Genomic DNA, 17,453 nt, shown 5'->3' with positions numbered 1-17,453 from the left:
GGAACATGGGTACAGAGTGGAACGGCGACTACGTCAGCCCCTATGCAGAGCACGGTAAGAAGAGCGAACAGGTCAAGAAGATAACCGTCTCGATCCCGCTCAAGGTGCTGAAGGTGTTGACCGATGAGCGCACCCGTCGCCAGGTGAACAACCTGCGTCATGCGACCAACAGCGAGCTGCTCTGCGAAGCCTTCCTGCACGCCTTCACCGGCCAGCCGCTGCCCTGTGACGACGACCTGCGCAAGGATCACCCGGACAGCGTCCCCGCCGAGGCCCGCGCCATCATGGAAGCCCTTGGCAAAGAGATCGAAGACTTCGACGCCGAGTAATGCGGCTGCCCATGGCAAACGATGCATCCCTTTCAATGACGCGGCCCGGTGCCGCGTCATGCTTATCTGCCGCCTCCCCCTTCAGCCTGCGTCACTACCAGAGCGACATGCAGAGCCACAGTCATGACCACGCCCAGCTGGTGATCCCCCTCGTCGGCCCCCTCGAGATCGAGGTGCAGGGTCGGGGATGTCGCCTCGCCCCCGGTTTTGCCTGCATCATCGCCCCTGGCCTTCGCCACGCCTACGCCGCCGACCCGGCGCACGTGTTTCTGGTGCAGCAGAGCCACTGGCTGCCGGCCGCCCTGGGGGACCACCCCTTCGTCGAGCTGGATGAGGCCCAGCGCCACTACCTCGCCTTCCTGCACCGCATGGTGGCCGAGGGGCGCCACGTGGCCGGCATGGATCAGGTGTGGCTCGGGCTGCTGACCGAGGGACGCGGCATGGGCCCCGCCGTCGCTCCCCGCATAGCCCCTCGTATCGCCAAGGTGCAGCGTCATATGGAAGCCCACCTCGCAGACCCCCTCACCAACGAGGAACTCGCCGCCATCGCCTGCCTCGGCCTGAGCCAGTTCAAACACGCCTTTCGCCAGCAGGTGGGCACGAGCGTCTCCCACTACCTCAGGATGCGGCGTATGGCGCTGGCCCGCACCCTGCTCGCTCGCACCCGGCTGCCCGTCGGCGAAGTGGCCAGCCGCTGCGGCTATCAGAACCAGGGAGCCTTTGCCGAGCGCTTCCTGGCCGAAACCGGACTGACCCCTTCCCTCTGGCGCCGGCAAAACGGCTGCCTGCCGTAATCGGTCGGCTCTTTGCCGAAGACAATCCCCGGGCACTCGAGGCATGCTGAGGCTCATGCAAGGTATGGGCAACGAGGAGCCAAGATGCAGACCATAAGCTGGCAGGATTTCGAGATGGTGGAGCTCAGGGTGGGCACCCTGGTGCGGGTCGAGCCCTTCCCCGAGGCGCGCCGCCCCGCCTACAAGGTGTGGGCGGATTTCGGCCCCGAGCTCGGGGTGCGCAAGAGCAGCGCCCAGATCACCGACCTCTATCGACCGGAGGATCTGGTGGGCCGCCAGATCGTCGCCGTGGTGAACTTTCCCCCCAAGCAGATAGGCCCCATCCAGTCGCAATGCTGTTCACTTAAGAGAATTTGAGTTCCAGTCCACGTAGTATCAGGGCTAAAAAAATGAGGGAGGCATGATGCCTCCCTCTTTCTATTGCAAGCCACGCTGGATAAAGGCTGAAGGAACATCGACTGGAAACAGCCTTGCTCCCCCAACTCAAGTCGCATTTATGAATAATTAGTCAAAAATGTGCTTATCTGAACAGCATTGCCATCCAGTCGGAGTTTCTGCTGACCGGCTTCTATCGCCCGGATGGCGCCGTGCTGATCGTCATCCCCGAGCAGGCGGTGGAGAACGGCGCCAAGCTGGGGTGAGACGACGGCAAGGCAACCAGAGAGCAGAAGCAAGAGAGGCGACCCCCGGGGTCGCCTCTCTTGTTTGATGCTGACGGCCTGGCTTATTTCAGCAGGCTGAACAGCAGGGCCGAGACCGCCAGGGCACCGGTCAGCAGGATGAAACCGTTGACCCAACGGTGACGGAAGCGGGCCAGCGCCTCCACCTTGTAGATGGCCACCACCGGCATGATGAAGAGGATCATGGCGATGACGGGGCCGGAGAGGGTCTCCATCAACCCCAGAATGCCCGGGTTGATGATGGCGGCGCCCCAGATGGCGAAGAACATCAGGGCGATGCCGAGCTTGTCCGCCTTCGCCAGCGGCAGGCCGGTGGGCTTGGCGATCAGGCTTTTCAGGCTCTCGCGGGCACCGAGGAAGTGGCCGAGGAAGGAGGAGCTGATGGCGATGAAGGCGATGAGCGGCCCCAGGGTCACGATCACCGGGTTGTCGGTGATGTTGGCGAGATAGGAGAGCACGGAGACGTTCTGGGCCTTGGCCTCGGCCAACTGAGCCGGGGAGAGGCTCAGCACGCAGGAGAAGACGAAGAAGAGCACGAAGCCCACCAGCATGACGGTGGTGTTGCGCAGGATCAGGCCGCTCTTGGTTTCGGCCTGCTCCCCGTACTCCCGGCGCTGCACGTTGGCAAAGCCCGAGATGGCGGCGGCGTGGCTGAAGGCGAACACGGTGACCGGCAGCGCCAGCCAGACGGTGTTGAGGAAGCTGGTGCCTTCAAAGGCGGTCACTTCCGGCCACTGCCACTGGGGAATGAGGTAGCAGGAGAGGGCCAGCAGGATCGCCGCCAGCGGGTAGACCATGACGGCGAAGGCCCGCAGCATCGCCTTCTCGCCGGCCAGCATCACGGCGATCATGGCGAACACCAGCACACCGGAGAGCATCACCCGATCCGGGGAGGCCAGACCGAGCTGATTGACCATGAAGCTCTCCACCGTGTTGGTCAGCCCGACACCGTAGATGAGCAGGATCGGGAAGATGGAGAGGAAATAGAGCGCCGAGATGAGGCGCCCGGCCATCTTGCCGAAGTGCTCCTCGGCCACCTCGGTGAAGTCGGCCTGGGGGCGCGACGACGAGAGCACGAAACGCGCCAGCCCGCGGTGGGCCAGGAAGGTCATGGGACCGGCCAGCACGGCGACGATGATGAGGGGCCAGATCCCCCCCAGACCCAGGTTGATGGGCAGGAACAGAATGCCGGCGCCGACGGCGGTGCCGAACAGGCTGATGACCCAGTGGGTGTCGTGGCGACGCCAGCCGGTGCTGGCCATGGTGGAGGGGGAACCGGACAGCTCCCGCGAGACGTCTGCAGATAAACTCATCGATAAATCACTTTTACGTAGTATTAAAATCTAAAAACATTGTGCTCCTTTAGCATTTAATTCTCAAAAGTGGAGGCTGGCAGATCTCACTGGCAAAGCCCTGTTCCACCAGTGAGATTGGGAGGAAATCTCACCCCGAATTATTCAATTAATCCTGATACAAACCAAAAGTTAGGAATATAAAACCAAAATTAAAACCCACGCCGATTTTTTGTTTCGATGAAATGCATGTTTTCAGAATTAACTGAAAATTATGCCAGTGCAGACAGATTGGATGTGATGATCCACTGCCGTTATCGCCATCACTAGCGAATCTCCCTGAAATCCCCGTAACCAGCCAGTGGATCACACCAATGCAATCAGGCGACCCTGTGGTCGCCTGATTGCATTCTCTGCGAGCTGGTCGACCCGTCAGTGGGCCAGAATGCGACCCCAGGCGAGATCCGGGTCCCCCATCACGATGAAGTCCGGGTTCTCCAGCGACTCGGTCTCGTTGTAGCTCAGCGGTTGCAGCGCCAGGCTGAGGATGCGGCCCCCTGCCGCCTCCACGATGCATTGGGCGGCAGCGGTATCCCACTCCCCGGTGGGGCCCAGGCGCACGTAGCAATCCGCCACGCCTTCCGCCACCAGGCAGGACTTGAGGGAGCTGGAGCCGAGCGGGATCAGCTCGTAGTGGATGGCCGGGTTGAGACGACGGGTCAGGTTCTCCAGTTTCTGGCGGCGGCTGATGGCCACCACCAGGGAGTCAGGCTGATCGTGTTCATGATGGATGGCGCTGATGGGGCGGCTCTCGCCGTTCGCCTCCTTGAAGGCGCCGTGACCACGCACCGCCCAGTAGAGCAGATCGGATTCGGGGGCGTAGATGACCCCGAGCACCGGGACATTGTCCCGCACCAGGGCGATCAGGGTGGCGAAGTCGCCGCCACCGGCGATGAACTCGCCGGTGCCATCGAGGGGATCCACCAGCCAGTACTGGCGCCAGTTCGCACGCTGGCTGAAGGGGATGTCGGCCGCCTCTTCGGTCAGCACGGGAACGTGGGGAGTGAGCGCCGCCAGCGCCTGTTTGAGGTAGGCATCGGCAGCAAGATCGGCACTGGTGACCGGGGTCGCATCCTCCTTCAACTGGCGTTCGAACTGACCGCCGCGATAGATCTCGTGAAGGATCCTGCCCGCCTCACGGGCGATCTCCTTGACCTCGGGTATCCAGGCCAACAACTCCTGCATGGTGCTTACCTCTGCCTCTGATTGCCAAACAGACCCTCTGCGGGCTAATTTCCCTGCTCCGCCAGCCATTTGCTGGCCAGCAGCAGGGCACTGATGCTGCGCGACTCGGTGAAGTCCGGTCGTGCCAGCAACTCGTCGATCCGGTTGAGGGGCCAGGGGATCACCTCGAGAGGCTCGGGCTCGTCACCGACCCGCTGCTCGGGGTAGAGATCCCGCGCCAGCAAGATGTCCATCCGGCTGGAGAAATACCCCGGCGCCAGCGACACCTGCTTGAGCAGGGTCAGGCTGCTCGCCCCGAAGCCCGCCTCCTCCATCAGCTCCCGGTTGCCCGCCTCGAAGGCATCTTCACCGGGGTCTATCAATCCCTTGGGGAAACCCAGCTCGTAGGAGTGGGTGCCCGCCGCGTACTCGCGCACCAGCAGCAGGGTGTGGGCATCGAACAGGGGCACCACCATGACGGCACCCCGATTGCCGCCGCGCATCCGCTCGTAGACCCGCTCCTCGCCGTTGGAGAATTTCAGGTGAAGGGACTCCACCTTGAACAGCCGGCTCTCGGCCACGATCTCGGCCTTGAGGATCTCCGGCTTGCTCTTGTCATGGGCCATGGTCTCGACACTGAGGTGGACGGGATTGCGCTTGTGGGGATCGCTCATCGGGGGCTGACTGCTCGTTAAAAAATCGTGTTTCAAGAGTAAACGACTCCCCTGCCGAACACCACGGGGCAAAGAGGGGAAAGATGTCTGAAAAATCCGTTATAATGCGCCCCGTTTTTCCCATCACCACAGACATCGCGAGGCCCCATGTCGACTCCCCTGCCCTGGCACCAGATTGATACCGTGTTGCTCGACATGGATGGCACCCTGATCGATCTCCATTTTGACAGCCATCTTTGGCAAACACTGGTGCCGGCGCGCTACGCCGAGCGACTCGGCCTGCCGCTGGCCGAGGCGAAGGCGCAGATAGACACTCACTATCATGCGGTCAACGGCACGCTCGACTGGTACTGCGTGGATTACTGGACCCGGACGCTCGGGCTCGACATCCGCGCCCTCAAACAGGAGATCCTGGAGAAGATCCAGTGGCGCCCCAACGTCATTCCCTTCCTGGCCGCACTCAAGGCCGCCGGCAAGCAGGTGGTACTCTTCACCAATGCCCATCCCGCCAGTCTGTCGGTGAAGGATGCACGCCTCGGCCTCGCCCAGCACCTCGATCTGATGGTGAGCACCCATGAGCTCGGGTGGTCGAAGGAGAGCCAGCACTGCTGGCAGGCACTGGCAGAGCGGCTGGCGTTCGACCCGGCCCGCACCCTCTTCGTGGATGACAGCGAGCGTATCCTGGCCGCCTCGGCCGAGTTCGGCATTGCCCACCAGTTCGGCATCCGTCACCCCGACAGCCAGATGCCGCCGCTCACCTTCCAGCACTTCCCGGCGCTCGAGGACTACGCCGACCTGCTCCCTCTCGGCGCCTGACACGCACAAGGCCCTCTTCACGAGGGCCTTGTCACATCAGCTCAACAGCCTGCCGAGCGCATACCGTTCATGAAAGCCCTCAGGCCGCATCGCGCGGGGCCAGCACCCCCATGCTGGCCAGGTAGTCGAGGACGCTTGGGGTGAAGCCAACCTCCGTGAGGTGCGCCGCCGTGAAAGGGGCTGCATGCAGAGGCAGGCCGCGGCTCACCCGTTCCATCCAGTCCGGATTGCCAAGGGCCGCCGTGCCCACCGCCACCAGATCGGCGCCGCCGGCCAGAGCCCGCTCCGCCGAATCTGCGTCGCTAATCTTGCCCGCCACCATGAGCGGCACCCGCCCGGCCAACCCGACCCTTACCGCCTCCAGCAGGGCGCCGCCGTCGGGATCCCCCGCCACCGCCTTGAATCTGTCCCCCATGGAGAAGTGCAGGTAGTCGAGCCCCTCGTCCGCCAGCAGGCGCGCCACCGCCAGCTGATGGGCCAGTTCGATGCCCTGGATATGGGCATAGCTCTCGGGGGAGACGCACCCCGACCAGGACGCCCCGGGGTAGACGGGCGCGAATGCCGCGCACTATCTCCACCAGGATCCGCCCCCGGTTGGCGAGGCTGCCCCCCCAGCGGTCGGTGCGCCGGTTGTGCAGGGGGTTGAGGAAGTTGCAGAGCAGGAAGTGGTGGGCTGCGTGCAGCTCGACCCCGTGCAGGCCGGCACCATGGGCCCGCTCGGCAGCGATCACAAAGGCGTCAATGAGCGTCAGAATCTCCTCCTCGCTCAGCCCCTTGACCCCGAGGGGGTAACGCCCGCCCGGCGCCAGCGCGCACGGGCCGACCGGCGCCCCGTCGTTCAGCTCGGGCAGAGCCCGCATCCCCCCGTGATGCAGTTGCACCACCGCCAGCGCCCCGGCCTGCCGCGCACTGTCGGCCAGGGCCGTGAAGACCTGCTGCTGAGCGTCCGTCATCAGGGCAGGCTGCCCCGCCCAGCAGCGCCCGCCGGGCTGCACCTGGGTGGCGGCGGCGATGAGCAGGCCGAAGCCGCCACGGGCGCAGCGCGCCAGCCAGTCGAGCTCGGCCTGGCCGGGATCACCGCCTGCGCCGCTCATGTTGTGGGTCAAAGGGGCCAGCACGGCCCGGTTCTTGAGCCGCAATCCGGCTCGCTCGAAGTGGAAGCTGTCGCCCAGTGTCTTGTTCATCGTCCTCTCCCGGGATCGCAATGGCATGGCGGCCACTATAAACCCGGGCCAGGAGGATATAATCAGGCACACAAGCAAGACATTCATTCCCAGCAAGACACAATAGGCCACCCCTCATGAGTCACCACAAGCTCGACACCCTCTACCTGATGCGCCTGCTGGTCGCCATCGTCCGCTGCGGATCCTTCGCGGCGGCGGCGGCCCAGCTCGGCATCACCCCGAGCAAGGCGTCAAAAGATCTGCGCCACCTGGAGCAGAGCCTCGGCAGCGTGCTCCTGAGTCGCACCACCCGCCGGGTGCAACTGACCGACGCAGGAGAGCTCGCTTACCGCCAGGCCGACCAGATGATCGCCCTGCACGAGCAGTTGCTGGACGGCCTGCAGAGCCGCCGCTCGGCACTGTGCGGGGAGCTGCGCATCACGGCGCCGGATCTCTGGGGAGAAGTGGTGCTGACTCCGGTGCTGCTGCGCTTTCGCGCCGACCACCCGGAGGTGCGGATCATCGCCGACTTCAGCAATACCCCGGCCGACCTGCTGCGCGACAACCTGCACGTGGCGTTTCGCAGCACTGAGCTCGGCACCCAGCCCTACCTGGCGCGCCCCATCGCGGTGGACGATCTGGTGCTCTGCGCCAGCGCCGACTACCTCGACCGCCACCCGCCCCTCACCACACCGCAGGATCTGCACCAGCACAGCCTCATCACCCGCAGCCAGGAGTACGGCCGCCACGAGCGCTGGCCCCTGCTTGCCCAGGGGCGCGAGATCCCTCTCGAGGTAGCGGGCGAGCTGGCCTTCAGCAGCAAGAAGGCTGTCCACCAGGGGATGCGCCAGGGACTGGGGATAGCCCGCCTGCCGCGCTACCTGGTGGCGGCCGAGCTGGCCGAGGGGGTGGTGCGCGAAGTGCTGCCGGACTATCGCCCCAAGGGGGCCTATTTCTACGCCCTCTATACCCAGCGCCGGGCCGAGTCGGCCCTGGTCGGCCACTTCCTCGACTACGTCATCGAGGCGCTCACCCCTTCATGAGCGGATCACCAGGTGGTACTGCTTCTTGCCCCGGCGCAGCAGCAGGTAGCGGCCGAACAGCCGATCGTCGGCGGTGAGCGGCTCATCCCGGCGGATCGCACCGTTGACGCTGACGGCCCCCGCCGCCAGCAGCTCGCGGGCGATCCGCTTCGAGTTGGCCAGGCCGCACTCCACCAGCAGGGTCACCAGATCCGTTTCCCCCTTGATGGGGCTGCTTGGCATGCCATCTTGCGCCAGCTGGGCCAGATCGCTCTCCCCAAGGCGCGCTACCTCGCCACTGAACAACGATTCGCTGATGCGCTGCGCCGCCGCCAGCGCCCCCTTGCCGTGTACCAGTTCGGTCAGCTCGTCCGCCAGCACCTGCTGGGCCAGCTTGCGCCCCTGCCGCTTCGCATCCTCCGCCTCCAGCGTCTCAATCTCGGCCAGCGGCACAAAGCTGTAGTAGCGCAGGAAGCGGTAGACATCCTCGTCCGCGGTGCCGAGCCAGAACTGGTAGAAGGCGTAAGGGGAGGTGAGCGCCGGGTCGAGCCAGATAGCGCCCCCCTCGGTCTTGCCGAACTTGGTGCCATCGGCCTTGGTGATGAGCGGCAGCGTCATGCCATAGACCTGGGCCTGATGGAGGCGGCGGGTGAGGTCCATGCCGCTGGTGATGTTGCCCCACTGGTCGTTGCCGCCGATCTGCAGGGTGCAGCCGAGGCGCTGGTTGAGCACGGCGAAGTCCTGGGATTGCAGCAGGGCGTAGGAGAACTCGGTGAACGAGATGCCCTGATCCGGACGGGCCAGGCGCTGGCGCACCGATTCGCGGGCCAGCATGGCGTTGACCGAGAAGTGCTTGCCGATGTCCCGCAGAAAATCGAGGGCGGACATCTGCCCCATCCAGTCGGCGTTGTTGACCAGCAGCGGCGCCTCCAGCCCGTCGCTCGCCGGCAACAGTGCGCTTATCTGGGCCGACAGGCTGGCGACCCAGCCCTGCACCGTCTCGGCGCTGTTGAGGGTGCGCTCGCTTGCCTTGAAGCTGGGATCGCCGATAAGGCCGGTGGCCCCGCCCACCAGAGCCACTGGGGTGTGGCCCGCCAGCTGGAAGCGGCGCAGCATCAGCAGTGGCACCAGGTGGCCGATGTGCAGACTGCCAGCGGTGGGATCGAAGCCGCAATAGACGGTGCGCGGAGTGGCAAGATGGTCGGCCAGCGCCACCGGGTCGGAATTCTGGGCCACCAGGCCGCGCTGGGTCAGCTCATCGAGCAGGTGAGGATTTGTCATGGGGGGCTCCAACAGCAAGAGAAAGAGGGCCATCCTCGCCGTTTGCAGTGCTGGCAGATATGTCCCCCAGGGGACAGTTTTGCCACTCCCGTGCTAGCATCCTGCCATCGTGGGGAAACCATTCCCTGACCCGGAGCCCATCGCCATGCCCCCGTCTCCTGCCACGGATACCCTGAGCCTGACCGCCGCCGTCGATGCCCTGCACGGCAGCGGCTTCCCGGCAGCCCTGGTGCGCCTCATCCAGCAACAGGTGGCGTTCGACTGTGCCCTGCTGCTCGGGGTGGGGCTGCGCCCCGTCTACCTCTACGACAACCTGCATCATCAGCGGGCCCTATTGTTCGACCGCTACCTCACCCGCCACTTCAGTCAGGATCCCTTCATGCAGGCGCTGGAGCAGGGGCTGGGTGCCGGGGTCTGGACCCTGGCGCAGGTGTCGCGGGGGCGGCTCGACCCCGAGTATCGCCACCACTTCTATCAGGCCACCGGCTGGCAGGAAGAGGTGGGGCTGATCCTGCCGGTGCGCGGCGGCCTCACCCTGATGCTGTTTCTGGGCCGCCTCGACAAGCGCAGCTCCCTCAGCCGTGACGAGCTGGTCAGGCTGGAGGCACTGTTCCCGCTGGTCCACTCCCTGTGTCGCCAGCACTGGCGGGAAGAGACACCCCGCCTGGCCCGCAGCCCGGCCAGGTCAGATGGCACTGACCTCAAGGGAGCCGTGGAGCAGGCTATCGCCAGTGTGGGGGGAGATCAGCTAACCCGGCGGGAGCGCCAGGTGGCGGGTTTGCTGTTGCAGGGGCTGGATACCGAGGCCATTGCCGGTGCGCTCGGCATCGGCAGCGGCACGGTGAAGAATCACCGCAAGCATCTCTACGCCAAGTTGAACCTGCACTCCCGGGCCGAGCTGTTCAGCTTCTTCCTCAATCACCTCATCACGGCGCCAGCCGGCGCGCCCCCATAACGACACCACCCCGCCGGGGCGGGGTGGTTCAAACCATGGGCAACGCCGTCAGATGCGGCCCTGATAACGCAGCGGGAAGCGCCCCTGCCCATCGGGCTGGCCGAGGAAGGGGAGCCCCTGTTTCATCTGGTCCGGCAGCTCGGGACCCGGTTTCAGGGTGCCCTGGAACAGGTACTGGCGATTGGCCTGCAACTCCAGCTTGCCCAGCACCTGCACCGCCTCCGAGCCCTGCTTGATCTCGGCCACCAGCCGGGAGTCGAGACAGGTGAGCGTGATCTCGGGATCCCCCAGGGTCAGCTTGCCCGCCGGGGTGTCCGCCTGCGCGTCATACCAGTGAAGATCCCCGTAAAGGTTGTCACACCAGGGAGTGCCCTGGGCAAACTGGTCGATCTTGAGCTGCAACTGACCCGCCGCCGTCAGCGGGAAGGGAGGTCTCATCGGCACCCGCTCCAGCACCCAGGGGGCCGGCGCATTGAGGGTGATGTCGCGCCCGAAAGCAGCACCGTTCCAACCCAGGATCCCCTGCCCGTTGAGTCCGCTGCGCTCGCCAAAGCGCACCGACACCTCGGGCGCCAGCCGCAGCAGGGACCAGCCATCGAGATCCCAGCGCAACTGGGTGAGGGACTCGCTGGCATATTGCACCCGAGCGGCCTGACCGCTCCAGAGGGTGCCGCTCACCCCCTCCAGCCGCACCAGATTGGGGGGCAGCGGCAGATGGCGCACCACCAGGGATGCAGGCAACTGGGCCAGCAGGAAACCGAGATAGGCCAGCAGGAAGAGACTGGCGATCACTATTTTTCGCTTCATTGGGAACGACTCAACTGCAAACGTCTGACCTTGACCAGCCCGGGGGCCAGCCCCTCGCGGGCCAGCTCGATGATCTGCACCTGGACGCCGTATTGATCCGAGAGGGTCGCAAGCCAGATCAGCAGATCATCGAACGGCACCGTGTCTATCCATACCTGCAGCTCCTGACCCTGGGGCTGCAAGCGGGCAATCTTGATCTTCTGGTTGAAGGCGGTGCGGTTCACCACACCGTCCAGGGTACCGCCGGTATCGATCTGGCGCCCCTGTCCCCCCTGCATCGCCAGCACCTCCTGTCCCTTCTCCTTGAGCCAGGCCAGGGTCTGCTGCTGGTTCACCACCTGCCGCTCGCGCTCGGCAATGCGATTTGCCACCGGCTGCCAGATCGCCCAGTAGAAGAGCCCGATGAGCAGCACGCTGCCCCCCACCGCCACCAGCCGCTGCTCGCGGGCACTGATGCCACGCCACCAGCTCTGCAGTTTGTCCATCATGACGACCTCCCCTTGAGCACCAGCGCCCCTTCGACCTTGCCTTCGGTGCTTCGCACCTCACCCTGCTGCACCTCGAAGCGCTTGCCCGCCAGCTCGCGGAAACGTTCGATCTCGGTGAAGCCGGGGGCCGTCACCTGCAACCTCAGCTCGCCCCGGGCTGCATCGAAGCGCAGCACTTCGGGCTTGAGGCCGGGCACCTCGGCAAACACCGGGGCCAGCTCGGTCAGGAGCAACAGGACGCCATCCTGCGGAGCCTGCCCCAACTGCTGGAGGTGCTGGGTCATCTGGCTGCGCACGTTGACGATACGCGTCTCCCCCGGGAAGATCCGGGTGTAGACCTGCCGGATCTCCGCCTTGAGGGCCTTGTCCTGTTCCGCCAGCTGGTGCAGATGCACACCGCGCTGCACCAGGGCCACCAGCAACAATACGCCTGCCAGCACCGCCACCTTGCGCCACTGCAACCAGTAGCGGGCGTATTCGGTCTGGGGACGATAGGGCCCCTGCAACAGGTTGGCCTGGCAGGTCAGCGCCCCTTTCGCCAGCAACAGCATGGGCAGTTCCGGGTCAGCCCCCTGCCAGTTGCCCGCCGCCATGGCGGGGATGGGAGTATGGCAGTGAAGGGTGACGGGTTCGGTCTGCGCTGCCAGCAGCATGGCCAGCAGGGATTCCTCCGCCACTATGCCCTGACGGGGGCCCTGGCGGACCAGCCACTCCTCCCCCAGTTGCAGGGCTGACCAGCCATCGGCGGCGAGCGGCAGCGCCAGCACGTCGGGCAGCAGGTGCAAGGTCTTGAGCCCTGCCTGCTCCAGCCAGCCGAGCCAGGAGTGCATCTTCCCCTTGTCCACCGCCATCAGATCCACCTCGCGGCCCTGATGGCCGAGCACCACCAGGTGCAGATCGTCCACGTCTGAGGCGATCTGCTCCTCCAGCAGATAGGGCAGGGCCGCCGCACTCTGGCGGCTGTATTTGCCCGGCAGATTGACCCGCCGGAAGATAAGATCGCTGCCGGGCACCAGGGTCACCACGGGGCGACCACCGGCACGCTCCTGCAGCTCGCCGAGGGCGTGCGCCGAGGCCAGGATGCCGGAGGCGATGATCTCCTGCTCCTGCGCCGACCAGACCAGCCAGTGCACTGGCTGCTGCGCATTGGTCCCCAGACGGATGACCAGACTCTCGCTCACTAATGTCTCTCCTGCCATGCCCGCACCTCCCTCAGGGGGCGGGCGCACAGCCATGGGTTGCAGTCCAATCGGGGGATGCGCAGGTCAGCTGAAACCGCCCCACGCCCCCTTGTTATTCGGCGCCGCCGCTCAGGCGACGCAGCATCACCAGCTTGTTGTCCTTGCCACGCTGGAAGACGGTCTCAAGCCTGGCGCGGGTCTCCCCCACCTCCGCCAGCAGGCGGGCCTCGAAGAAGCTGCTCTTGATGTCCAGGGCGCCATCCAGCCCGGTGATGGCACCCGGCTGAACCTGCAACTGCTCCGTCATCTCCTGCTTGTTCTTCCACCCCTTCTTGGGGCGGCTGGTCAGCACCCGCTTGGCATCGTCCAGCCCGATCTTCCCCTGGTAGAGCCCCACCAGCAGGGCCGCCTGCTCCGGCCGGATGGTGTTGATGTTCACCACCAGCTTGTCATTGGGCAGGGAGCACACATAGGGGGCCAACCGGGCGTACAGGCTGGCGCTCACCCCGCGCACTGCCCGCAATTCGTCGGTGCCCAGCATCCGCTGGTTAGCCACCAGGTAGGGGGGATTGAGTCCCTCGTAGTAGGCATCCTCGGCCCCGTTGCTCGAGACCAGCTGGGTATCCTTGTCGGTCCAGTCGCGGATGGCGTCCGTCAGCTGTACCGCTTCGTAATCATCCACCTCGAGCTGGGCGAGCAGGGCCCGGAACACCTTGAACTGGTAAGGCTGGGCCTCGAGATCGTCGCCGTTCTCCCCCTCCTTGAGGGGCACGCTCAGGCTGTTGAGGTTGAAGCAGGATTGCAGATCCCGCACCCGGCCCGAGAGAGTGCCATCCTCCACCGGGAAGACCCCGTCCTCCCGCGCCCAGTTCTGTCCCAGACTCACCCGATCCGGGTCGTCCTTGAAGTCCTGGTTCAGCACCTTGATCACCAGGGCCTCCGCCGACATGGCATACCACCAGGCCTGCTTGCCCAGGGTGAGGTTGGCGGTGCGGCGCAGCTCCAGTTGCAGGCGGCCACTCATGTTGCTGGCGACGATCACCATCACCGCGAGGATGAGCAGCACCACCAGCAGGGCCATACCCCCCTGGCGGCCCAGTGTAGTGCGGGATCGGCCCCGGCCGCGCTTAATTGCCATTGTCCGCTCGCTGGCCACCAGCACCGATCAGGAACTGGCGACGTCGAATAGTGCCGTCATCCTCCGTGACGGACAGGGGAAAACGACGATCAGTTACCATTCTCTGCCCTCTGGCCACCAGCACCGATCAGGAACTGGCGGCGGATGGTGCCGTAGTCTTCAAGCTCCAGCTCCACCGCCAGCCCGTAGGGCAGCAGGTCGCGCTGGGTCCACTCCTCCTTCCACTGTCCCTTGTCGTAGAAATAGAGGCGCAGCGCCGTCACGCCGGTCAGCACGGGCTGAATGCGCGGCTCGGTGCCAATGGCCGGATCCGGATAGAGGTAGCTCAACCGCTCCAGGGTCTGCCCCTTGAGACGCCAACCCACCCGTTGCAGGCCGGAGCGTGGCAGTATGCCGTCCGGATTGAGCCAGCCGCCGCGAATGAAGGCCATGCCCCAATCGTCGCTCTGCTGGCCGAAGCGGGACGCCGCCAGCAGCACCTTGTTGTTCTCGCCGTCGATGCGACCGCTGCGCGGCACCATCTGGGTGACGTCCCGCTCCAGCAGGCTGAAGGCGAGCTGCAGTTCCGAGAGGCGGGCCTCCTTGCGCTTGGCCACCTCGTCGCTGGTCAGCACCCCTTGCAGCACCTGATAGGCCCCCAGGCTCAGGGTGGCGAAGATGGCGATGGCCACCAGCATCTCAAGCAGGGTAAAGCCGCGGTGGTGCGATGGGCGGGTGTTGCTCTGGAGCATCGGCTGACACCGGCTCCGGATCATGGACGCACGTTGATGAATGTTCATCGGCTGAGATAGGTCCGGATCATGGCCACCGGGCTGTCGGCCTTGGGCGCGGTGCGCACTTCCATGTCCAGCGCCCTGAAGTTGCTGTCCGCCGTGGCGACGCCGCGATAGCGCCAGTACCAGGTCTGCCCGGCCATCTCCTCGTCCCCTTCCACCCAGCTGTCTCCCGGCCACTTGCCTTCGAGCTTCTGCTGCACCAGCTGATTCTCCACCACCCAGGTCGCCAGGGTCTTCTGCTCCAGATAATTGAGACCGGCCAGGTGTTCGCTCGCGGTCTTCATCACCGCCAGCCCGGCGATGGCAAACACCGCCAGGGCCACCATGACCTCCAGCAGCGTCATGCCGCGTCCCCGGGCGGGGCCGCCCGACAGAGCGGTGCGACGCGCTAGAGCGCCCCCTGCGGGCCTGGCGCTCTTCACTCTTCTTCCTCTTCATCCTGCAACAGGGAGAGACGACCGAACTCGTCCCCCCTGACGGTGCGCAGGTAGTGCAGATCCTCGTCCTGCTGGCTCAGGGTCAGCACGAAGGGAGAGAGCTCTCCCCCCGGAAAGACCAGGATCTGGGGTGTCCGCTCACGCTCGTCCCGACCCTGCTCCTGGCGTTCGTCCGACGCAGTGCGCCAGTTGAAACCTTCCAGCTCCGCCGCCAGGGTCATCCCCTCCGGCAACGTCACCGGCCCCAGCAGCTTGTCACCGGTCAGTGCGCGCCACTTGCGATCCTTGGGATCCCGGGACATAAACTGCCAGCCGTTCTCCTCGACCCGCAGCCCCAGCAGCCTGCCATCCATGACCGAATACTCCTGGGCCTGCTGCAGGGTCGCCATGAAGCGGCGCGCCTGCTTGTCGAGCTCCCGATCCCCCCTGGCGCCCCCCATGCTGAGGGTGACGGCGGTCGCCACCAGTCCCATCAACATGGCGACCAGCAACACTTCCAGCAGGGTAAAACCGGCCTGGTGACGGGCCCAAGACGCCGCCTTCATTCAGGCAGCCCCGGGGGGACGCAGTGAGCACGACGCGGCGGAATCACTTATTGGAAGTCCTTCAGGTTCCAGTTGCCGATGTCGTCATCGGTCCCGGCTTCGCCGTCCATCCCCATGGAGAAGATGTCGATCTTGCCGAACTGGCCCGGGCTCAGCAGCTGGTACTGGTTGCCCCAGGGATCCTGCGGCAGGCGCTTGATGTAGCCCCCTTCGCGGTAGCTGCGCGGCTCAGGGGATGCGGTCGGCTTGTTGACCAGGGCATCCAGCCCCTGCTCGGTGGTGGGGTAGCGGTTGTTGTCCAGCTTGTACATGTCGAGGGCGTTTTCCAGCGCCACTATGTCGGAGACCGCTTTCTGCTGGTCCGCCTTCTCCTTGTTGCCCATCAGGTTGGGCACCACCAGGCTGGCCAGGATCCCCAGGATCACGATGACCACCATCACTTCCAGCAGGGTAAAACCCGATTGACGACGCTTTTGCATGACTTACTCCCTCACGAAATGAGATGGCATGAACCATCAACGATAAATTGTTAAACCTCGATCGTTCGATGACGCCTGTCGGCTCATCGAACCTACGGAGTTGATTGGATTGGTAGGTTCGAATAGCGAAGCCTATTCGAACGTCCGAACCTTACAAATTCACCATATTGTTGAGCTCCAGGATCGGCTGCAGGATCGACATCACGATAAACAGCACCACCCCGGCCATGGAGACCACCAGCATGGGCTCGAACACCCCGAGGGCGATGTTCACCTGGGTTTCGAACTCCCTGTCCTGGTTGTCCGCCGCCCGCTCCAGCATGCTGTCGAGCTCGCCGCTCTGCTCGCCCGAGGCGATCATGTGCAGCATCATGGGCGGAAAAATTCTGGTTTCATCCAGCGACTTGCGCAGGCTGGTCCCCTCCCGCACCCGCTCGGTGGCCTCACCGATGCGCATGCGGGCATAGTCGTTGGAGAGCACTTCGCCGGCGATCTTCATTCCCTCCAGCAGGGGCACGGCGCTGGCGTTGAGGATGCTCAGGGTGCGGGCAAAGCGGGCGGTGTTGAGACCGCGGCTGACCCGACCGATCACCGGCAGGCGCAGTATCACCTGGTGCCAGCGACGACGACGCTTGTCGTCGGTCAGCCACCAGCGCCAGATCAGGCCGCCAATGCCAAGGAGCAACAGGAACCAGAGGCCGTAGTGCTGCAACAGCTCGCTGGTGCCGATGAGGAAGCGGGTGGTGCCCGGCAGTTGCTGGCCCATGTGTTCGAACTGGGCCACCACCTTGGGCACCACGGCGGTGAGCAGTATGGAGATGACCCCCACCGCCACCAGGGTGAGGACGATGGGATAGATCATCGCCTGCAGCAGCTTGGTGCGCATGTGCTGGCGCTGCTCGGTGTAATCGGCGAGACGGTTGAGCACCTTCTCCAGGTGACCGGACTTCTCGCCGGCCGCCACCATGGAGCGGAACAGCTGGTCGAACACATGGGGGAAGGCCCCCAGCGAATCGGCCAGGGAATACCCCTCCACCACCTTGCTGCGCACCGTCGCCACCAGGCTGCGCAGGTGGGCCTTCTCGCACTGTTCGGCGACCGCCTTGAGGGCCTCCTCGATGGTGAGACCGGCCCCCACCAGGGTCGCCAGCTGGCGGGTGATGAGGGCAAGCTCCGAGGTGGAGGCACCACGGCGAAACAGCACGAAGCGGTTCGCCTCCCGTTTGGCCTTCTCGGTGGTCTCGTTCACCTCGAGGGGGGTCAGCCCCTGCTCGCGCAGCAGCTGGCGCACCTGGCGGGCAGAATCCCCTTCCAGCACGCCGCTCTTGTTGCGCCCCTTGCCGTCGAGGGCCTTGTATTCAAATGCCGCCAT

Annotated in this window: 18 protein-coding genes and 2 pseudogenes; 6 read left to right on the top strand and 14 right to left on the bottom strand. The window is 65.0% G+C overall.

Annotated elements, in window-relative coordinates:
* The first annotated feature begins 5 nt into the window (after window positions 1-5).
* From metJ to OKC30_RS01575, 3 genes and pseudogenes are all read left to right on the top strand, one after another.
* Window positions 6-329, top strand: a complete 324-nt coding sequence (gene metJ, locus OKC30_RS01585) for a met regulon transcriptional regulator MetJ (RefSeq protein ID WP_005327165.1) — start codon at window positions 6-8, stop codon at window positions 327-329.
* A 35-nt stretch (window positions 330-364) separates the two neighbouring features.
* Window positions 365-1,123 (top strand): AraC family transcriptional regulator, encoded by a 759-nt coding sequence (locus OKC30_RS01580; protein ID WP_160837677.1) that lies wholly within the window; start codon window positions 365-367, stop codon window positions 1,121-1,123.
* An 84-nt stretch (window positions 1,124-1,207) separates the two neighbouring features.
* Window positions 1,208-1,456, top strand: a pseudogene (locus tag OKC30_RS01575) (tRNA-binding protein); the annotation flags it as partial.
* A 391-nt stretch (window positions 1,457-1,847) separates the two neighbouring features.
* Here the strand turns inward: OKC30_RS01575 and OKC30_RS01570 are convergent.
* From OKC30_RS01570 to nudE, 3 genes are all read right to left on the bottom strand, one after another.
* Window positions 1,848-3,116, bottom strand: a complete 1,269-nt coding sequence (locus tag OKC30_RS01570) for an aromatic amino acid transport family protein (RefSeq protein WP_029314815.1) — start codon at window positions 3,114-3,116, stop codon at window positions 1,848-1,850.
* A gap of 411 nt (window positions 3,117-3,527) precedes the next feature.
* Window positions 3,528-4,340 (bottom strand): 3'(2'),5'-bisphosphate nucleotidase CysQ, encoded by an 813-nt coding sequence (cysQ, locus tag OKC30_RS01565; protein ID WP_270661784.1) that lies wholly within the window; start codon window positions 4,338-4,340, stop codon window positions 3,528-3,530.
* Between the two features lie 44 nt (window positions 4,341-4,384).
* Window positions 4,385-4,993 (bottom strand): ADP compounds hydrolase NudE, encoded by a 609-nt coding sequence (gene nudE / locus OKC30_RS01560; RefSeq protein WP_160836634.1) that lies wholly within the window; start codon window positions 4,991-4,993, stop codon window positions 4,385-4,387.
* 147 nt (window positions 4,994-5,140) lie between these two features.
* On the opposite strand from nudE, the gene yrfG reads away from it, so the two are divergent.
* Entirely contained in the window at window positions 5,141-5,809 is a 669-nt protein-coding gene (yrfG, locus tag OKC30_RS01555) for a GMP/IMP nucleotidase (RefSeq protein ID WP_160836636.1), read from the top strand.
* Between the two features lie 79 nt (window positions 5,810-5,888).
* Here yrfG and OKC30_RS01545 read toward each other — a convergent pair.
* Window positions 5,889-6,993: pseudogene (locus OKC30_RS01545) on the bottom strand (NADH:flavin oxidoreductase).
* Window positions 6,994-7,109: 116 nt separating this feature from the next.
* Here OKC30_RS01545 and OKC30_RS01540 point away from each other — a divergent pair.
* Entirely contained in the window at window positions 7,110-8,015 is a 906-nt protein-coding gene (locus tag OKC30_RS01540; RefSeq protein WP_270809515.1) for a LysR family transcriptional regulator, read from the top strand.
* On the opposite strand, the gene tyrS is transcribed toward OKC30_RS01540, so the two are convergent.
* Window positions 8,010-9,275: a tyrosine--tRNA ligase gene (gene tyrS, locus OKC30_RS01535; RefSeq protein WP_160836638.1), complete on the bottom strand. Its 1,266-nt coding sequence runs from the start codon at window positions 9,273-9,275 to the stop codon at window positions 8,010-8,012. The two genes, OKC30_RS01540 and tyrS, sit on opposite strands and share 6 nt — an antisense overlap.
* Window positions 9,276-9,420: 145 nt before the next feature.
* Between tyrS and OKC30_RS01530 the strand changes: the two genes are divergently transcribed.
* Window positions 9,421-10,230: a helix-turn-helix transcriptional regulator gene (locus OKC30_RS01530; protein ID WP_128312964.1), complete on the top strand. Its 810-nt coding sequence runs from the start codon at window positions 9,421-9,423 to the stop codon at window positions 10,228-10,230.
* A 48-nt stretch (window positions 10,231-10,278) separates the two neighbouring features.
* Here OKC30_RS01530 and exeN read toward each other — a convergent pair whose 3' ends face one another.
* The 9 genes from exeN to exeF form a co-directional block, all read right to left on the bottom strand.
* On the bottom strand, window positions 10,279-11,037 hold the full coding sequence (gene exeN / locus OKC30_RS01525) for a GspN family type II secretion system protein ExeN (RefSeq protein ID WP_160836640.1): 759 nt from the start codon (window positions 11,035-11,037) through the stop codon (window positions 10,279-10,281).
* A complete protein-coding gene (gene exeM / locus OKC30_RS01520) occupies window positions 11,034-11,525 on the bottom strand; it encodes a GspM family type II secretion system protein ExeM (RefSeq protein ID WP_010675717.1) in 492 nt (163 codons plus the stop codon). The genes exeN and exeM overlap by 4 nt, the downstream gene beginning before the upstream one ends.
* The gene (exeL, locus tag OKC30_RS01515; RefSeq protein ID WP_080767872.1) at window positions 11,522-12,706 is read right to left on the bottom strand and encodes a GspL family type II secretion system protein ExeL; all 1,185 of its coding nucleotides are present in this window, start codon (window positions 12,704-12,706) and stop codon (window positions 11,522-11,524) included. The genes exeM and exeL overlap by 4 nt, the downstream gene beginning before the upstream one ends.
* 112 nt (window positions 12,707-12,818) lie before the next feature.
* Window positions 12,819-13,844 carry a GspK family T2SS minor pseudopilin variant ExeK gene (exeK, locus tag OKC30_RS01510; protein ID WP_104452241.1) on the bottom strand — a complete coding sequence of 342 codons (1,026 nt, stop codon included), beginning with the start codon at window positions 13,842-13,844 and terminating at the stop codon, window positions 12,819-12,821.
* A gap of 89 nt (window positions 13,845-13,933) precedes the next feature.
* Window positions 13,934-14,575, bottom strand: coding sequence for a GspJ family T2SS minor pseudopilin variant ExeJ (gene exeJ, locus OKC30_RS01500; protein WP_160836642.1), 642 nt, complete (start codon window positions 14,573-14,575; stop codon window positions 13,934-13,936).
* Between the two features lie 44 nt (window positions 14,576-14,619).
* Window positions 14,620-14,964, bottom strand: coding sequence for a GspI family T2SS minor pseudopilin variant ExeI (gene exeI, locus OKC30_RS01495; protein WP_010675721.1), 345 nt, complete (start codon window positions 14,962-14,964; stop codon window positions 14,620-14,622).
* Window positions 14,965-15,038: 74 nt separating this feature from the next.
* Complete coding sequence (gene exeH / locus OKC30_RS01490) at window positions 15,039-15,602, bottom strand: GspH family T2SS minor pseudopilin variant ExeH (protein ID WP_160836644.1); 564 nt, start codon at window positions 15,600-15,602, stop codon at window positions 15,039-15,041.
* 47 nt (window positions 15,603-15,649) lie between these two features.
* Window positions 15,650-16,081, bottom strand: coding sequence for a GspG family T2SS major pseudopilin variant ExeG (exeG, locus tag OKC30_RS01485; protein WP_010675723.1), 432 nt, complete (start codon window positions 16,079-16,081; stop codon window positions 15,650-15,652).
* Between the two features lie 151 nt (window positions 16,082-16,232).
* Window positions 16,233-17,453: a GspF family T2SS innner membrane protein variant ExeF gene (exeF, locus tag OKC30_RS01480; protein ID WP_045522076.1), complete on the bottom strand. Its 1,221-nt coding sequence runs from the start codon at window positions 17,451-17,453 to the stop codon at window positions 16,233-16,235.

This window comes from Aeromonas sp. QDB18 (assembly GCF_027705325.1).
In the GTDB taxonomy this organism is placed as follows: Bacteria; Pseudomonadota; Gammaproteobacteria; order Enterobacterales; family Aeromonadaceae; genus Aeromonas; species Aeromonas caviae.
This window is presented reverse-complemented; position numbering and strand designations above follow the sequence as displayed.

Coding starts and splice junctions, on each gene's coding strand:
- exeN (WP_160836640.1), bottom strand. CDS start 11,037: ATGAAGCGAAAAATAGTGATCGCCAGTCTCTTCCTGCTGGCCTATCTC.
- tyrS (WP_160836638.1), bottom strand. CDS start 9,275: ATGACAAATCCTCACCTGCTCGATGAGCTGACCCAGCGCGGCCTGGTG.
- metJ (WP_005327165.1), top strand. CDS start 6: ATGGGTACAGAGTGGAACGGCGACTACGTCAGCCCCTATGCAGAGCAC.
- yrfG (WP_160836636.1), top strand. CDS start 5,141: ATGTCGACTCCCCTGCCCTGGCACCAGATTGATACCGTGTTGCTCGAC.
- exeH (WP_160836644.1), bottom strand. CDS start 15,602: ATGAAGGCGGCGTCTTGGGCCCGTCACCAGGCCGGTTTTACCCTGCTG.
- nudE (WP_160836634.1), bottom strand. CDS start 4,993: ATGAGCGATCCCCACAAGCGCAATCCCGTCCACCTCAGTGTCGAGACC.
- exeJ (WP_160836642.1), bottom strand. CDS start 14,575: ATGCTCCAGAGCAACACCCGCCCATCGCACCACCGCGGCTTTACCCTG.
- exeM (WP_010675717.1), bottom strand. CDS start 11,525: ATGATGGACAAACTGCAGAGCTGGTGGCGTGGCATCAGTGCCCGCGAG.
- OKC30_RS01540 (WP_270809515.1), top strand. CDS start 7,110: ATGAGTCACCACAAGCTCGACACCCTCTACCTGATGCGCCTGCTGGTC.
- OKC30_RS01580 (WP_160837677.1), top strand. CDS start 365: ATGACGCGGCCCGGTGCCGCGTCATGCTTATCTGCCGCCTCCCCCTTC.
- OKC30_RS01530 (WP_128312964.1), top strand. CDS start 9,421: ATGCCCCCGTCTCCTGCCACGGATACCCTGAGCCTGACCGCCGCCGTC.
- exeI (WP_010675721.1), bottom strand. CDS start 14,964: ATGACGCTGCTGGAGGTCATGGTGGCCCTGGCGGTGTTTGCCATCGCC.
- exeG (WP_010675723.1), bottom strand. CDS start 16,081: ATGCAAAAGCGTCGTCAATCGGGTTTTACCCTGCTGGAAGTGATGGTG.
- cysQ (WP_270661784.1), bottom strand. CDS start 4,340: ATGCAGGAGTTGTTGGCCTGGATACCCGAGGTCAAGGAGATCGCCCGT.
- exeF (WP_045522076.1), bottom strand. CDS start 17,453: ATGGCGGCATTTGAATACAAGGCCCTCGACGGCAAGGGGCGCAACAAG.
- OKC30_RS01570 (WP_029314815.1), bottom strand. CDS start 3,116: ATGAGTTTATCTGCAGACGTCTCGCGGGAGCTGTCCGGTTCCCCCTCC.
- exeK (WP_104452241.1), bottom strand. CDS start 13,844: ATGGCAATTAAGCGCGGCCGGGGCCGATCCCGCACTACACTGGGCCGC.